At 48.0% G+C, this 15,834-nt stretch carries 20 protein-coding genes; 18 read left to right on the top strand and 2 right to left on the bottom strand.

The window, feature by feature from the left end:
• Window positions 1-366 precede the first annotated feature (366 nt).
• The 14 genes from FC20_RS07315 (at window position 367) to FC20_RS07250 (ending at window position 11,604) form a co-directional block, all read left to right on the top strand.
• Window positions 367-897, top strand: a complete 531-nt coding sequence (locus tag FC20_RS07315) for a MerR family transcriptional regulator (RefSeq protein WP_008460674.1) — start codon at window positions 367-369, stop codon at window positions 895-897.
• Window positions 890-1,627 (top strand): carboxymuconolactone decarboxylase family protein, encoded by a 738-nt coding sequence (locus FC20_RS07310; RefSeq protein WP_008460672.1) that lies wholly within the window; start codon window positions 890-892, stop codon window positions 1,625-1,627. The genes FC20_RS07315 and FC20_RS07310 overlap by 8 nt, the downstream gene beginning before the upstream one ends.
• A gap of 262 nt (window positions 1,628-1,889) precedes the next feature.
• On the top strand, window positions 1,890-2,642 hold the full coding sequence (locus FC20_RS07305) for a PrsW family intramembrane metalloprotease (protein ID WP_008460669.1): 753 nt from the start codon (window positions 1,890-1,892) through the stop codon (window positions 2,640-2,642).
• A 311-nt stretch (window positions 2,643-2,953) separates the two neighbouring features.
• The gene (locus FC20_RS07300) at window positions 2,954-4,387 is read left to right on the top strand and encodes an NADP-dependent glyceraldehyde-3-phosphate dehydrogenase (protein WP_008460668.1); all 1,434 of its coding nucleotides are present in this window, start codon (window positions 2,954-2,956) and stop codon (window positions 4,385-4,387) included.
• A 137-nt stretch (window positions 4,388-4,524) separates the two neighbouring features.
• Entirely contained in the window at window positions 4,525-5,436 is a 912-nt protein-coding gene (locus tag FC20_RS07295) for a homoserine O-succinyltransferase (RefSeq protein WP_008460666.1), read from the top strand.
• A gap of 192 nt (window positions 5,437-5,628) precedes the next feature.
• A complete protein-coding gene (locus FC20_RS07290; RefSeq protein WP_236697648.1) occupies window positions 5,629-5,823 on the top strand; it encodes a hypothetical protein in 195 nt (64 codons plus the stop codon).
• Window positions 5,824-5,995: 172 nt separating this feature from the next.
• Window positions 5,996-6,742, top strand: a complete 747-nt coding sequence (locus FC20_RS07285; protein WP_008460662.1) for a hypothetical protein — start codon at window positions 5,996-5,998, stop codon at window positions 6,740-6,742.
• Window positions 6,739-7,725, top strand: a complete 987-nt coding sequence (locus FC20_RS07280) for a hypothetical protein (RefSeq protein WP_008460660.1) — start codon at window positions 6,739-6,741, stop codon at window positions 7,723-7,725. The genes FC20_RS07285 and FC20_RS07280 overlap by 4 nt, the downstream gene beginning before the upstream one ends.
• Entirely contained in the window at window positions 7,706-9,112 is a 1,407-nt protein-coding gene (locus tag FC20_RS07275; RefSeq protein ID WP_008460659.1) for an RsmB/NOP family class I SAM-dependent RNA methyltransferase, read from the top strand. Before FC20_RS07280 ends, FC20_RS07275 begins: the two co-directional genes overlap by 20 nt.
• Window positions 9,113-9,166: 54 nt before the next feature.
• Window positions 9,167-9,373, top strand: coding sequence for a hypothetical protein (locus FC20_RS10150; protein WP_082610492.1), 207 nt, complete (start codon window positions 9,167-9,169; stop codon window positions 9,371-9,373).
• A 195-nt stretch (window positions 9,374-9,568) separates the two neighbouring features.
• On the top strand, window positions 9,569-9,955 hold the full coding sequence (locus FC20_RS07265; protein WP_156402961.1) for a hypothetical protein: 387 nt from the start codon (window positions 9,569-9,571) through the stop codon (window positions 9,953-9,955).
• 77 nt (window positions 9,956-10,032) lie between these two features.
• The gene (locus FC20_RS07260; protein ID WP_008461463.1) at window positions 10,033-10,854 is read left to right on the top strand and encodes an LD-carboxypeptidase; all 822 of its coding nucleotides are present in this window, start codon (window positions 10,033-10,035) and stop codon (window positions 10,852-10,854) included.
• A 77-nt stretch (window positions 10,855-10,931) separates the two neighbouring features.
• The gene (locus FC20_RS07255) at window positions 10,932-11,123 is read left to right on the top strand and encodes a hypothetical protein (protein ID WP_008461464.1); all 192 of its coding nucleotides are present in this window, start codon (window positions 10,932-10,934) and stop codon (window positions 11,121-11,123) included.
• 55 nt (window positions 11,124-11,178) lie between these two features.
• A complete protein-coding gene (locus FC20_RS07250) occupies window positions 11,179-11,604 on the top strand; it encodes a hypothetical protein (RefSeq protein ID WP_008461465.1) in 426 nt (141 codons plus the stop codon).
• 438 nt (window positions 11,605-12,042) lie between these two features.
• On the opposite strand, the gene FC20_RS07245 is transcribed toward FC20_RS07250, so the two are convergent.
• Entirely contained in the window at window positions 12,043-12,924 is an 882-nt protein-coding gene (locus FC20_RS07245) for a LysR family transcriptional regulator (RefSeq protein ID WP_008461467.1), read from the bottom strand.
• Between the two features lie 116 nt (window positions 12,925-13,040).
• Here FC20_RS07245 and FC20_RS07240 point away from each other — a divergent pair, with 116 nt between their 5' ends.
• The 4 genes from FC20_RS07240 to FC20_RS07225 are packed head-to-tail and all read left to right on the top strand — an operon-like array spanning window position 13,041 to window position 15,578.
• Window positions 13,041-13,268, top strand: a complete 228-nt coding sequence (locus tag FC20_RS07240) for a hypothetical protein (protein ID WP_008461468.1) — start codon at window positions 13,041-13,043, stop codon at window positions 13,266-13,268.
• Window positions 13,269-13,284: 16 nt separating this feature from the next.
• Window positions 13,285-14,277: an alpha/beta hydrolase gene (locus tag FC20_RS07235; protein WP_420323799.1), complete on the top strand. Its 993-nt coding sequence runs from the start codon at window positions 13,285-13,287 to the stop codon at window positions 14,275-14,277.
• Window positions 14,278-14,289: 12 nt separating this feature from the next.
• The gene (locus FC20_RS07230) at window positions 14,290-14,859 is read left to right on the top strand and encodes a sugar O-acetyltransferase (protein WP_008461471.1); all 570 of its coding nucleotides are present in this window, start codon (window positions 14,290-14,292) and stop codon (window positions 14,857-14,859) included.
• 41 nt (window positions 14,860-14,900) lie between these two features.
• Window positions 14,901-15,578 carry a cyclophilin-like fold protein gene (locus FC20_RS07225; RefSeq protein ID WP_008461473.1) on the top strand — a complete coding sequence of 226 codons (678 nt, stop codon included), beginning with the start codon at window positions 14,901-14,903 and terminating at the stop codon, window positions 15,576-15,578.
• A 1-nt stretch (window position 15,579) separates the two neighbouring features.
• On the opposite strand, the gene FC20_RS10140 is transcribed toward FC20_RS07225, so the two are convergent.
• Window positions 15,580-15,834 (bottom strand): IS3 family transposase (locus tag FC20_RS10140; RefSeq protein WP_156402963.1); only part of this gene is annotated, 255 nt, incomplete at both ends.

The raw sequence follows: 15,834 nt of genomic DNA, 5'->3' as shown, positions 1-15,834 counted from the left end.
TAGTGTCCTAATTTCGGGGGTCATATCAATTATCGTAAGATAGTCAGAGCTTTTTGTTTAGCTAGGTTGTCGATAAAGTGGGCATTTGGCAGGGCCAGGTCGCTGAAGTCCCAATAGAACCAGCTTTTTACGTTGATATGGGGATCCTTTTACCGAAAAATCCCCCGTCACCAGCTGTCAAAACCTTTGCGGATTTCCTCCAAGGCAAAGCGGAAGATTTTTTACCGAATCCCTTGACTTAAAGTTAACTTTAAATGTTATCTTATACTTGTAAGCGAAAACAAATGTAAGTTAAGCAGCTGGTCGCATACAGAGTGAGCCGGCTGATTGAGGTGTCAACCTGTTTAAAGATTTGAGGTGATAAAGATGGCTGAAGAAAAAAAGCCAACTGAAGAAACTAAGGCAAAGCAGGGGCAAGAAGAGAAGACTTTTACCATCTCCCAAGTGGCGGAAATGATGAACGTCGCTCCGTCAACCCTCCGCTACTATGACAAAGAAGGCCTTTTGCCTAATATCAAGCGGGTCAACGGCATCCGGATTTTTGAAGTCAAAGATTTCCGCTGGCTAAAAGTCTTGACCTGCCTGAAAAATACGGGGATGCCGATCAGGCGGATCAAGGAGTACGCTAAGCTGGCGCAGGAAGGCGACAAGACCATCAATGAGCGCTACCAGTTAATTAAGGACCAGCGCCAGTTGGTCTTAGACCAGATTGACCAGCTCAACTACTACATGAAGGAACTAGACTACAAGGAATGGTATTACGAAACTGCCCTGAAACTGGGCAGCGAGGAGCCGCTCCTTGAAAAAAGGCACCCTAGCATTGACGATATCGAAGAGGTACCAGAAAAGCTGGATGTCAAGGAATTGATGAAAGAAAGGAACCAAGACAATGGTTAAACAAACTGCAGGTAGAGATCAATTAGGTGAATTCGCGCCAAAATTCGCAGAGTTAAATGACGACGTCTTATTTGGGGAAGTTTGGTCAAGAGAAGGGCAATTGCCACTCAAGACCCGGAGCATCGTTACCATCACTGCCCTCATCAGCAAGGGGATTACCGACAGCTCCCTCAAGTACCACCTAATGACCGCCAAAAAGAATGGCGTTTCTAAGAGCGAAATGGCGGAAATCTTGACCCATCTTGCCTTTTACGCCGGCTGGCCAAATGCTTGGGCTGCCTTTAACATGGCCAAAGAAATTTACGGAGATGACGAAACGTCCGGTCACGGCGGCTTCTTCGGGATGGGTGAACCGAACGACGGCTTTGCGCAATACTTTACTGGCAACTCTTACCTTAACCCAGTGACTAAGGAAGACGATCCACTCCAAATCCACAATGTCACCTTTGAACCAGGCTGCATCAACCACTGGCACATCCACCACGCTTCTAAGGGCGGCGGCCAAGTCTTGATCGGGGTTGAAGGGGAAGGCTGGTGTCAAATTGAAGGCCAAGACCCAATTAAGATCCTGCCTGGCACCATCGTAGAAGTTCCAGCAGGCGCCAAGCACTGGCATGGGGCAAGCAAGAATAGCTGGTTCAGCCACTTGGCTTTCATGATTCCAGGCGAAGATTTATCAAACGAATGGCTAGAACCAGTTGATGAAGACTTTTACAACGCATTAGACTAGTTTTTAAAAAAAGAATCGAAGAATTGCTAAAATAGACTTGTCATGCTTTGACAAGTCTATTTTTTGGAGGAAAGGTAAGCAAGAGGGCGAAGTGTCGGTTATGGCTTTTAATACCTACGCCGTCAAGCACTAGTGTACCAACCTGATCTCGGATCACCCGACGCTAGACAAGCGAATCGAACGTCTTAGTCATACAGCGGATGTTTAAGGTATAATAAATACAAAAAAGAAAATACAGTTAATTACGTAGAAAGGCCAAAGCATGTTCTTCTTCTTTCTGGAGCCAATCCTGGTTTACAACTGGCTCTTAATCCTGGCGGCCATCATCCCCGCCATCTTTTTAATGGTTAAGGTTTACCGGTCTGACCGGCTGGAGCCTGAAAGCCCCTATATTTTGCGGTTAATGGTGACCGGCGGGATCTGGTCCGCCGTTTTGGCTGGAGTCTTAGAATGGATCGGCAACGGCATCCTGACCAGTTTCGTCTCGCAAAAAAGTGACCTTTACAACATCATCATGTACTTTGTGATTGTCGGTTTTAGCGAAGAGGGCAGCAAGTACTTTTTCTTAAAAAGGCGGTCCTGGTTCAGCCAAGAATTCAACTGCCAGTATGATGGCGTAGTTTATGCAGTCTTCGTAGCTCTGGGTTTTGCTCTGTGGGAAAACATCTCCTATGTGCTCATGTACGGCTTCTCAACGGCTCTGGTCCGTGCCGTTACCGCCATTCCCGGCCATGCTTGCTTTGGCGTCTTTATGGGGATCTTTTACGGCCTGGCCCGCGGCAATGCCTATCTGGGCAAGGAAATTCGGTCAAAATTCTATCGGATCTTAGCGGTGGTTATTCCAGCCCTCATTCATGGGGCCTATGACTACATTGCTTCCCTCAATTCAGCCAAGGGGCAGTGGATCTTCCTCGCCTTTATTGCGGCCTTATTCTTTATTTCCTTCCGATTGGTTTCCAAGATGTCAAAAAATGACAAGTACTTTGAAATCGACCGGCGGAATTTTAGGTTTTAATGATTAGTTAAATACTAGCTAAAAAAGACTTGTCAAATTGATTGACAAGTCTTTTTTACAGCTTAAATAGCTTGCATCTGGTCTTTTACTATATATTCTCTTGAAAGGAAAGGCAACAATTCCTAAGTCAGTTTAAGGGGTCCGCATGAAGGAGAACCTTGATGTTTTTGATTTTGAGCTGTTCCAATTAGTACCTACCAATTTAAAACTTAGCATAACCAATTTCCAAAAAGGTCTTGCATAATTTTTGAACTGGTCTAAAATGATAAGTACATTGAGCAAATGACAAAATCATGAGAGGAGAGAGATCATTGACTCAAGCATACTTAAACTACGTCAATGGCGAATGGAAGGATTCTGAAGATCACATCGAAATCTTCAACCCAGCCAACGGGGAATCTCTGGGCACGGTCCCAGCCATGTCCCACGCAGACGTTGACTACGTCATGGCCAGCGCCAAGAATGCTTTCCCTGCTTGGCGGGCCCTGTCATACGCAGAACGGGCAAAATATTTGGAAAAGGCAGCTGACATCCTTTACCGGGATGCTGAAAAGATCGGCTCAACCCTGTCAAAGGAAATCGCCAAGGGCTTAAAGAGCGCCATCGGCGAAGTGACCAGAACCGCGGAAATCGTGGACTACACGGCCAAGGTCGGCGTAACCATGGACGGCGAGGTCATGGAAGGCGGCAACTTTGACCCTGCAAGCAAGAACCGGATCGCGGTTGTTCGCCGGGAACCAGTTGGCCTGGTTTTGGCTATTTCCCCATTCAACTACCCAGTTAACCTGGCTGGTTCAAAGATTGCCCCAGCCTTGATGGGCGGGAACGTTGTAGCCTTTAAGCCGCCAACACAAGGGTCAATCTCAGGTCTCCTTTTGGCCAAGGCCTTTGCTGAAAGTGGCCTGCCAGCTGGCGTCTTCAACACCATTACCGGTAGAGGGCGCGTGATTGGCGACTACATCGTTGAACACCCAGCCGTGAACTTCATCAACTTTACTGGTTCAAGTGCTGTCGGCAAGAACATCGGCAAGCTGGCCGGGATGCGGCCAATCATGCTGGAACTGGGCGGCAAGGACGCAGCCATCGTCTTAGAAGATGCTGACTTAGACTTGGCAGCTAAGAACATCGTGGCCGGTGCCTTTGGCTACTCTGGGCAGCGGTGTACTGCCGTTAAGCGGGTCCTGGTCATGGACAGCGTAGCTGATGAATTGGTCGGCAAGGTAACTGACCTCGTTAAGGGCCTGACTGTGGGCATGCCAGAAGACAACGCCGACATTACGCCTTTGATCAACACCAAGTCAGCTGACTACGTGCAAGGCCTGATTGAAGAAGCCAAGGAAAAGGGTGCTAAGCCACTCTTTGACTTCAAGCGGGAAGGCAACTTGCTCTACCCAATGGTCTTTGATAACGTCACGACTGACATGCGCCTTGCCTGGGAAGAACCATTTGGCCCAGTTTTGCCATTTATCCGTGTCAAGAGCGTAGAAGAAGCCGTCGAAATTGCCAACAAGTCTGAATACGGCTTGCAAAGCTCTGTCTTCACCCGCAACTTTCCACGTGCCTTTGGCATCGCTGAAAAGCTGGAAGTGGGCACGGTCCACATCAACAACAAGACCCAACGTGGTCCTGACAACTTCCCATTCTTGGGCGTCAAGGACTCCGGTGCCGGCGTTCAAGGCGTGAAGTACTCCATCCAAGCCATGACCAAGGTCAAGAGCGTGGTTTACGCCATCGACGAAATGTAAATAAGTAACGATATCAAAATTAGGAGTCTCGTCTGAGACTTCTAATTTTTTTGTTAGCTTTTTTTCAAAAAGAGTGTTACATTTAATAGGACTTATTTTTTACAAGTTTATAGGTTTAGAAAACAGGAGGAAAAGCTATGCCAATCACCTTAGACAAAAGATTAGCCGCAGTTGATCGCTTGAGGCAGGAGAACATTTTTGTCATGGAGTCTGAACGCGCCATGACCCAGAACATCCGTCCATTAAAGATCCTGGTGGTTAACCTGATGCCTAAGAAGATGAATACGGAAGTGCATATCCTCCGCCACCTAGCCAACACCCCCTTGCAGCTGGAAGTCGAATTCCTCTATATGGCCACCCATGTGTCCAAAAATACGTCTAACGAATACCTGCAAAACTACTACCGTACCTTTGACGACATCAAGGACAAGCGTTACGACGGGATGATCATCACTGGGGCCCCAGTTGAAAAATTGCCTTTTGAAAAGGTCGACTACTGGCAAGAACTCAGCGACTTGATGGAGTGGTCCAAAAGCCATGTCTTCTCCAGCCTCCACCTTTGCTGGGGCGCTCAAGCTGGGCTATATTACCACTATGGCGTTGACAAGCAGCCATTAAAGGCAAAATTGTCCGGCATCTATGAGCAGGATTTGGTCACGCCAAGTCTGCTCACCCGCGGCTTTGATGACTCATACAAGTGTCCCCACTCCCGCTATACGACCGTTTATCCTGACCAATTGGCCAAGACCGGCTTGGACATCTTGGCGGCTGGCAAGGAAGTTGGCGTGGCGATTGCGGCCACGCCAAACATGAGACAGATTTTTTCCTTTGGCCACTTTGAATATACGAGAGACACCCTGGCTGAAGAATACTTCCGCGACCAAAAGGCGGGAATCGACCCGCAGCTGCCGGTTAACTACTTCCCAGACGACGATCCAAAAAAGAAGCCGAAACTGACCTGGAGCCTAGCCGCGTCAACCTTCTTCTCCAACTGGATCAACTACGCGGTCTACCAGGAAACCCCATATGACCTGGCTGATTTGCGCTAGTTAGCGATATTTTTAAATTAAGAAACTTAAAAATTTTAGCTTTTTTGCCAAGAAACTTTACTTAATTAGAAGATGAAAAAGTGGCATGCTTGCCAAAAAAACTTTTTGCCAAAAGGTGCTATACTATAGATATGAAAAGGCTTTTATTGACTTTCAGATTTTGAGTAAAGAAGGTTGATTAAAATGGCAAGTATGAAGAAAATCATAGAAGCTGAAACCATGGCCGCAAATGGCGTTGACCAAGAAATGGTGAAATTAGCTACCGGGATGGGCAAGCCAATGCCGGTTCAGCTTTCCAAGGCCGAAGCAGAAAAAGAAGCCACCAAGGACATGCTCCTTGCCAACGGGGTTGACGAAGAGATGGCCGAGTTAGCTTCTGAAGCCTGATTGGTTAATGCAGTTAAATAGCTATTAGAAACAGACTAGCCAAGCTAGCCTGTTTTTTCTTAAGAAAGTCTTTAAAAAGCCCGAAGTGGCGGAATCTTTGCTATAGTGATTGATAGTGCAAACCTACCTAAATAGCCGGTAAAATGGTAAAATCTAGCTTGAGGTATAACAGATGACAGAATTTATTGAAAAGATCAAGGACTTGGGAGTTGGCTTTACCGATCCCGAAATCGCCCGGCAGGTGGCGGAAATTGAGCTGCTGGACTCGATCGTCCAGGGACAGCGGCTTTTGGCCTCTGCGCCTGGCAAGCTAGGCCTGAGCGACCGGAAAATGGGTGAGCTCAGCTGGGAAATGAGCGATGAAGACTACAGCCGGCTCAAGACCTTGAATAAGCTTTTTAATAACGTCCGCCAGTATCTGTCTTTGCAATACGGCATCTGGTCGGTGCCCAACTTTGAAACGGCCAATTTGCTAAAAGAAGAGTTGGGCGTGGAAACGGCGTTGGAGGTCATGGCTGGCAATGCTTACTGGTCAAAGGCGCTCTCAGACGCTGGCGTCCAGGTTTGGGCGACGGACTCCTTAGAATGGGCCAAAACTTCGCAGACGGGGTCAAAGCCTTTTTACCGGGTAGAGGACCTGCCCGCTGACCAAGCAGTAAAAAAGTATGCAGCAGTCGACCTTATTTTGTGCTCTTGGGCACCCAATTTTGGGCAGGCGGACCTCGACTTGATCAAGGCCCAGCAGTACTATGCCCCTCGGGCCAAGCTGGTCTTTATCGGGGAGAAAAATGGGGCCACCAACTCGTCAGAATTTTGGCAAAAGACCAAGTTCGTCAAGTCCGATTCCCTGAAAAAGATCAACCGCAGTTTTAAGTCTTACGACTTTATCAAGGAACAAATTTTTGAGGTGAAGCAATGAAATGGCGCAAATTGCTGGTCTTAATCGGGATCTTCCTGCTTTTTCTCGGTGTGGGCACAGTCTGCTCCAACATGCAGTCTCAGCTGGCTGACCAGATTCTCCAATCGCGTGGGATGAGCATGGAATCGCGGATCGTCAAGGCCAAGAAGAGCCAGAAGATCTCTACTTTTATCAAGTGGCTGGAAAAAGAGTACCCTAAGGAAAGCATCCAGCTGCAGCTGAAAAATAAGCAAAACAGCAACCAAATCTTGATCTGGGCTCAAAATCGGGACTTGGCCTACTTCCCGGTATCTTCGGGACGCTTTTTCTCAGCTGACGACTTTACCAGCCGGGTAACACTGGCTGCCATTTCGTCAGCTACGGAAGCCTCTGTGATCCGTACCCAGGGCAACAGCTACCTGAATTTGGACGACAGCTACTACAGCGTGGTCGGGACCTTGAAGGCAGTCCCTTACCAAAACAGCAAGGACTACTACCTGACGACCGGGGAAAAGCAGGCGACGGCTAATGGCAACTTAAAGAACTACACGATCTATGTTGACGCCAGCTCAGCCACGATCTCGAAGATTGCCAGCCACCTGGGCAGCTACTCATATTGGCCAGACTACGTGAAGCGGAACCGGCAAAGACGGCTCACCTTGCTGATGCCAGAAGCCATCTTGATCACCTTCATGCTCGGCTTTGGCATCTTGCTGGTTAGCCTCTACGCTTACCTAACTTTCAAGGGGGCGGAAATGAGCCATGTTAAAGGCGAGCTCTTGACCAACCTGGTTTTAAACAAGAGTGGCCGCTTCATTGTCTTCTTGATTTTGGAATCTTTAGGGGCCTACTATTTCTTGATTTGGAAGGCCTACTTTGGCAACCGGATGGCGCTGGGCTTGATTTTGGCCGGGACGACGGTGATTGAGCTGATTACCTATACGGCCTTACTGGTCTACTTTATTAGAAAAATGAGGATGGTAAATGATGGAAATCCCAGTTGAGTTTAAGAAAAAGTTTACGGGCCTGCTCGGCGAAGAAGAAGCCGGGAGGCTTTTTTCCGCGCTAATGGAGCCAAGCAAAAAGGCCTACCGGGTGAACACCCTGAAAGACAGGACAAAGGTGATCTATACGCTGGATAATCTGGTTTCCGGCATCCCCAGCGCTTACTACGGGGAAATTTCCGGCAAGGACCCGGAATGGGTCAGCGGGAGCGTCTATTCCCAAGACCCGGCGGCCATGTTCCCGGCGCATCTGACAGCAGTTCAACCTGGCGACAAGGTGCTAGACTTGTGTGCGGCACCAGGCGGCAAGAGCACTGCCTTAGCGGAAAAGTTGGAGGGTGAGGGTCTACTCGTTGCTAACGAAATTTCCCCGTCCCGGGCTAAGATCTTGCGGGAAAACCTGGAGCGGTGGGGTGTGGGCAATGCCTTGGTGACTAGCGCTTCACCGGACAAACTGAGCCCAGTCTTTCCAGAATTTTTTGACGAGATCTTAGTCGACGCACCCTGCAGCGGCGAAGGGATGTTTCGCAAGAGCGAGGACGCGGTCAAGTACTGGAGCCAGGAAAATGTAGAGTTATGCGCGGCCCGGCAAAAGGAGATTTTGACAGAAGCGGTTAAGATGCTGAAACCAGGCGGACAGCTGGTCTACTCCACTTGTACTTTTTCCCCAGAAGAAGACGAGGAGATCGTGTCTTGGCTAATGGACCAAGGCTTCACGGTGAACCCGGTGAACCTAACGGGCGTGCCGCATGCGGATGGTCGGCCTGACTGGGGCAACGGGGATGAGAGCCTGGTCAACTGCGCCCGCTTTTGGCCACAAGATGGCCTAGGCGAAGGGCAATTTGCGGCGTCCTTAACCAAGCCAGGGACAGCGTCCGACGTGGCTGCGGACGATCAGTTTCCGGTTAGGAAAAAGAAGGTTAAGGCTAAGGATAGGAAAAAGGGGCGCGGCGCTAGTCCGGAGCGGCCAAGCAAGGAAGAGGTTGGCTATATCGAAGCGGCCTTGGCGGGCTTTGCCTGGCCAAAGGCGATCAATTTTGGGCGAGATCTGCTGAAGAGCAACGACCACGTCTTTTGGCCAGCAATCGACCCGAGTGCGGTGGCCGGCGTGAAGATCTTGAACAACGGCCTGGAGCTAGGGATGCTGAAGAAAAAGCGGTTTGAGCCGAGCCACCAGCTGGCTGAATGGCTGGGACAGGTGGCACAAGACAAGGTCGTGGACCTGGACGAAGCAGGTTACGAACGCTACCTCCACGGGGAGAGCGTACAAGTAGAGAGCGCCTTGTCCGGCTTTGTCCTGGTGGCATGCCGCGGCATGGTGTTTAGTTTTGGTAAGCTGGCCAAGGGGCAGCTGAAGAACTACTATCCAAAGGGATTAAGACAATAGGTACAAGCCCGGCTCGGCCGGGCTTATTTTGTTTGGCCGTAAGGACACTGGGTTGTGTATGGCCCCCAAAGTATGTCAACCGGTCTATTTTTTAGCAAAATTAGCCCCCGAAATATGTCAACCGGGTTGGATTTTGGCGAAATTAGCCCCCAAAGTATGTCAACGGGTCTGTTTTTTAGCAAAATTAGCCCCCAAAGTATGTCAACCGGGTTGGATTTTGGCGAAATTAGCCCCCAAAGTATGTCAACCGAGCTTGGTTGAGTTAATTTGGGGGCAAAAAAACGGAAAAATAGGTCCGGTTGAGTCAACTTGGGGGCGAAAAAGCGGGAAAATAGGTCCGGTTGAGTCAACTTGGGGGCGAAAAAGCGGGAAAATAGATCCGGTTGAGTTAACTTGGGGGCAAAAAACGGAAAAATAGGTCCGGTTGAGTCAACTTGGGGGCAAAAAAACGAAAAAATGAGTCCGGTTGAGTCAACTTGGGGGCAAAAAAATGAAAAAATGAGTTTGGTTGAGTCAACTTGGGGGCGAAAAATCGAGAAAAAGAATCCGGTTGAGTCAACTTGGGGGCGAAAAATCGAGAAAAAGAATCCGGTTGAGTCAACTTGGGGGCGAAAAATCGAGAAAAAGAATCCGGTTGAGTCAACTTGGGGGCGAAAAATCGAGAAAAAGAATCCGGTTGAGTCAACTTGGGGGCGAAAAATCGAGAAAAAGAATCCGGTTGAGTCAACTTGGGGGCGAAAAATCGAGAAAAAGAATCCGGTTGAGTCAACTTGGGGGCGAAAAATCGAGAAAAAGAATCCGGTTGAGTCAACTTGGGGGGCGATCCTCCAACGTCTAATCTGAGCTAATTGGTCGTACACTAATGCAAACTGAACTAAGATAGGATTTGTAACAAGGTGTTTTTACAAGAAGGAGAAAAAATGACAAAAGCAGCAATCGTTGGTTGTTCCAACCCATTAAAAAAAGGCTACCTACCAACCGTTGACAAGTTGGCAGACCTACTATCAGGCTATGGCCTCGAAGTCGAAGTTAGCCGGTACCTGACAGACACACCACCAGGCCTGGGGAAGCGGCGGGCAAAGGAGCTAACCGGTTTTTTCAACGATCCTGAAGTTAAGCATCTTTTTGACATATCAGGTGGCGACCTCGCCAACACGGTTTTGGGCAACCTGGACCTAGCCCAAATCAAAGACAGCCAGGCGACTTTTTACGGGTACAGTGACCTGACCACCATCTTGACGGCGCTGGCTAAGAACGGCAACAAGGCCGTTAACTTCCAGGTGCGGAACTGCTTAGACAATCCTGACTTGGTGGAATCTGGCTATTTGCAAAAAGTTTTAGATGGCCAGATTTCAACCGCGGACTTAGACGTGACCTTTGTGCGCGGGACGGGGATGCAGGGACCGGTTTATGGCGGCAACCTGCGCTGCCTTTTAAAATTAGCCGGGACCAAAAATTGGCCAGATCTTAACGGTGCCATCCTCTTACTTGAGGGACTGCACGGCAAGCCAGAGCTGATTACGTCGCTGCTTGAGCAGTGCCGGGAGATGGGGCTCTTTGACCAAGTCAACGGGATCTTGCTTGGGACTTTTTCCGAGCTTGAGAACATGGGGCAGGAAAACGTGGTGGTCGACTACCTGGAAGAAGTAACTCCAGAGAATTTGCCGATTGCCAAGACGCCGTTTGTCGGCCACAAGACTAGCGCCCACGCGATTCGCCTAGGCATACCAGTAGAATTTTGACATCCAACCAGCCTAGACATATAATAAAAGTATAAAAGCGGTTACTGAATCCTTTTATTAGGAAACGGGTGATCAAAATGCTAAGCGAGAAAATTGTTGATTTGATCGTGTGTTTTGTTGCTTTTATTGTATTTGCGATTTTTGTATCCATGTACCCAGAGGACATGATCGCCTTGCTCATTGCGACGGTAATTTTGATTGCCATCTACGTGGTAGCCAAGGAACTGATCAAGGACTGGGCAAGACATAATCATCGTTTAGGATTTTAGTAGCCGTGAAGGACGCCGCAGTTAGCGCGTCCTTTTTCTATGAAGAGAGGAAAACATGTTAGCCAACGAGAAACTATTTGAGAAATTGGAAGATAGCTTACGAGAAAAAGGGAAGATACAGGCTTTTGAGAAAGAAAATGGTCCAATCACTGGCCGGATGATGATAATGCCGGTTGATCTTCCAGATGATATTGATATCAAAATGATTCCTGGCAAAAAGCCGGTTGCTTTCGAGGCGACTTTTGACTTTTATAATGTTGCAATTGGTATTGCTCTTTATCGAGATCTGAGGCAAGTAGCCAGCAAAATTTGGGTTACACCACAAACTGATAACCCTGACGATCCTGATGAGGCCTGGGTCGAGTTCTTTGTTCAAACCCTGGCTCAGAGTATTGATGAGGATGGCAACTTTGGCTATCCGATCTATTCTTTCGTCAATGACACGTCAGACATGACGGTAGTACCAACACTGGATAAGTAGAAAAAGGACGTACGAGCTGTACGTCCTTTTCTTTGGCTTGGGGTATAATGTTGAAAATACGAAAGGCAGCCGTTGAGATGCTTTCTAGGCTTGAGTGCGGAAAGTATATCGTCCTAATGGATCGCGGATATCTATCCTTCGATATGATCCAGCACTGCAACGTAAATAAAGATTGCTACTACGTGATAAGGTTAAAAACGGGCTTCACTGCGATCAAAGAAAGCAGCCAGCTGCCCGATGAAGAGTATGACGGTATCCTTGACTGCTGGGTAACTATATCTAACATATCAGCTATTTGCCGCTGGCGGGGGCGAGCAAGCGGAACAAGTACCGGATCAAGGTGATCTACAACCGCCACAGCGAGAAGCATTCACTCATTAATAACTTTCTGGCTTGCTTTGCATGACCAAGTGGCTGGAAAAAGGGTGCCGTGGCTGTCTATTTTTGACCGAAGGACTTTTTGATCTGCTTTAAAAAGCGTTCAGCAATCGGAGAAAGTATTTGATATTTTTTCCAAACAAGGTATAAATTCGTCTCCAATTTTGGCGTCAGCGGCCGGAAAACCATCCCGCTTCCTGGGGACGTGTCGACCAACTTGTCAAAGGAAAGCAGATAACCCAGGTGCTCCTTGGCAAAAAGAGAGGCATTGTAGACCAGGCCGAAAGAGCCTTCTAGCTGGAGCTCATCCATCCGGTCTTTGGCCCAGCGAGAGATATCATTTTTCCAGCCTTGATCCGAGCAAAAGAGGGGCAGGCCGACCAGGTCGTCAACGCTGATCGCTGCTTTTTCGGCCAGTGGCAGGTCAGCTGGCATGACCACGCCCCAAGTATCGGTTTCTGGGAAAAGCAAGGATTCATACTTGCTTGTGTCAGGTATTTCCGCCAAAACAACAAAGTCCAGCAAGCCCTTGTCCAGCTTCTCAGCCACCTGGGAAGTATCACCGCTAGTGATGTGGTAGCGTAAATCCGGATATAACTGCTTAAATGAATTGATCTCCTTGGCTAAAAAGCTGATCTGATAGGATTCAGCCAGGCCAAGGTAGAGGTCGCCACCCGTAATGTCATCTAAGGACAAAAATTCTTCTTCAATCTTGTCAGCCATGCTGACCAAGTCTTCAGCCCGGTTGCGCAAGAGAAAGCCTTCGTCGGTTAATTTGATGCTGAAGGCCTTTCTAGTAAAAAGTTTCTGCCCCAGTTCTTCTTCCAGGGATTTAATGGCCTTGGACAGGGTCGGTTGGGTAACATGTAGGCTTTCCGCGGCCCGAGTCATGTTCTCATCTCTGGCAACTGCTAAAAAGTAACGTAAAGTGCGAAGCTCCATCTTTTCTCCTCATCATTCATAAAAAGAATATCTTGAGATGAATTATAACGATTAGCATGGGGTTAGGCAAGGATTTATACTAAGAGTCAGGTAAGATCAAAGACAAGGAGACCGGAATGGATTTACCGACACTCAAACACAGCCTGGCTGACGCAGGCTGTGAAGAGGCTTTGGCTAACGAGATTATTTGCTTATATAGAGGCGGGCAAAATGAGGATGCCCTTCGGAAAATGAAATTGGCAAGGTGCCGCGCAGTGGGCATTTTACATGAATGCAGCCGCAAGGTCGACTTGCTGGATAATTTAATTAGAAAAGCAGAAAAAGAGCAGTCTATTAGGAAATAACGGAGGCAAAAATATGATGCAGACAGAAGAATTAAAGTTAACGCAAGAATGGGACAAGGTCTTTCCAAAGAGTGACAAGGTTGACCATAAAAAAGTAACCTTTGTAAATCACTTTGGCATTACTTTAGCCGCTGACATGTACACGCCAAAGAATGCCGCAGAAAAATTGCCTGCAATTGCAGTTTCTGGTCCATTTGGGGCAGTTAAGGAACAATCAAGCGGCTTATACGCGCAGGAAATGGCAGAAAGGGGTTTTCTGTCCATTGCTTTTGATCCATCATTTACTGGTGAATCCGGCGGCAATGTAAGAGCTGTGAACAGCCCAGACATCAACGTCGAAGACTTCCAAGCCGCGGTTGATTTTTTATCAGTGCAAGACAATGTAGATCCTGAAAGAATCGGAATTATCGGCATCTGCGGCTGGGGCGGGATGGCCTTACAGACGGCCGCAATCGATACCAGAATTAAAGCAACAGTTACTTCAACTATGTATGACATGTCCAGAGTGGCTGGTAACGGATACTTTGACGCCGATGACAACGAAGAAGCCCGGCACAAGATGAGAGTTGCCTTGAACAAACAAAGAACGGCAGACTACAAGGCTGGCAGCTATGCCAAGGCTGGTGGGGTGGTTGACCCTCTGCCAGCAGACGCGCCGAAGTTTGTCAAGGACTACTACGCATATTACAAGACTCCGCGCGGTTACCACAAGCGCAGCGTCAACTCAAATGATGGCTGGAATGTAACTGCTGCAACTTCTTTAATGAACATGCGGCTGTTGACTTATTCAAATGAAATCAGAAACGCCGTTTTGATGATCCATGGCGACCAGGCTCACTCTTGCTATATGTCTAAAGACGCATACGCCAATATGATCAAGGACAATAAGTATACTGACAACAAGGAACTGCTCTTGATCCCAGGGGCAAGTCACACCGACCTTTACGACCAAAAGGACATCATTCCCTTTGATAAGATGGAAGCCTTCTTTGACAAGTACTTGAAGTAAGCAGGTAGCGGGATGAAGCTGGAAGATTTTTTAGCGTATACAAACAGCGGGAAAAGGATCCTTGATCCTTCAGAAGAGCTTGATTATAGCTCATATTTAACGCAAGAAGCCTTGAAGGTAACGATGGAGCTGAATAATGCCTATCATACGCCAGAAGAGGTGCAGGACTTGTTTGCCAAGCTAACAGGCAGCCCGGTCAACCGGAGCTTGAGCCTGGTGCCGCCATTTTACACCGACTGCGGGAAGAATATTCATGTTGGCAAAAATGTGTTCATTAATACTGGTTGCACGATTCAGGATCAAGGCGGAGTCTATATTGGCGACGGTGCCTTAATTGGCCACCACGCCACGATCACGACTTTGAACCACGAGCAAGATCCAGGCAAAAGAGGGGATCTGCTGCCAGCAGCGGTTCATATTGGCAAAAGAGTTTGGTTTGGCGCGAACGTAACTGTTTTGCCAGGCGTCACGATTGGTGATGGAGCAATTATCGCGGCTGGCGCGGTAGTTACAAAGAATGTTCCAGCTAGAACGATCGCGGCAGGTGTCCCAGCCAGGGTGGTGAAAGAAATAAGCGAATAATTGAAAAGGCTGCATTCCTTTATATTAGGGGTTCCACAAGGATGTTAGTCGATTCCTTCATAAAGGGCGCGGAATCTGCAGGAATAGAGAATCAAATGGAAGGTGTTCAGAACACAACTATGAAAAAAGAGAAATTGCTCTTGCCGATTCTTGTATTGGTCTTGGCTCTTATGGTATCGGGATGTGGGAAGCAGTCGGTATCTGAAAGTCCGACCGGGAAATCGGAAAGTGTGGAGGTTTTTGATTCTAAACAAAATGATGATTTAACATCTGAGGAAAAAGCAGCATCAGAAGCAGAATCTGTGAACGAGCCTTCCGCAAATGAAAACAAAGCCACACAAAAGAATACAAAGGAGGACACAGAAGCTATGCTGCAGATGAAGATTGGAGACAAAGCAGTTAACGTAGAATGGGAGAATAATGAGTCGGTTCAAGCACTGAGAGATTTGTGCACCGATAAACCGCTCACTATTCAAATGTCTATGTACGGTGGTTTTGAACAGGTCGGCTCCCTTGGACGGAGCCTTCCAAGGGATGACCAGCAGACTACCACAGGCGCGGGAGACATCGTTTTATATTCCGGGAATCAAATCGTTGTCTTTTACGGCGCTAACTCCTGGGCCTACACAAGACTGGGACATATTACCGATCAGAATGCGGCAGGAATGTCGAAGCTTCTTGGAAATGGTGATGTGACTATCACACTCAGTCTGAAGTGANGTCCTGTCTTGATTCTTACGTTGTTGTAGTAATCGATGTATTTGTGAATAGCTTGCTCAAGCTCATTTAAGTCCTTGTATTTATGTTCTTGGCCGTAGAACATCTCACGCTTAAGAATGCCGAAGAAGCCTTCCATTAAGCCGTCATCAAGAGAATTACCCAACCTGGACATACTCTGATCGATCCCTCTGTTAGCCAGAGCGGCTTGATATGCTTGGTGCTGGTATTGCCAGCCACGGTCTGAGTGGAAAATAA

Origin of the sequence: Lactobacillus equicursoris DSM 19284 = JCM 14600 = CIP 110162 (assembly GCF_001434815.1) — a bacterium.
GTDB classification, from domain to species: domain Bacteria; phylum Bacillota; class Bacilli; order Lactobacillales; family Lactobacillaceae; genus Lactobacillus; species Lactobacillus equicursoris.
This window is presented reverse-complemented; position numbering and strand designations above follow the sequence as displayed.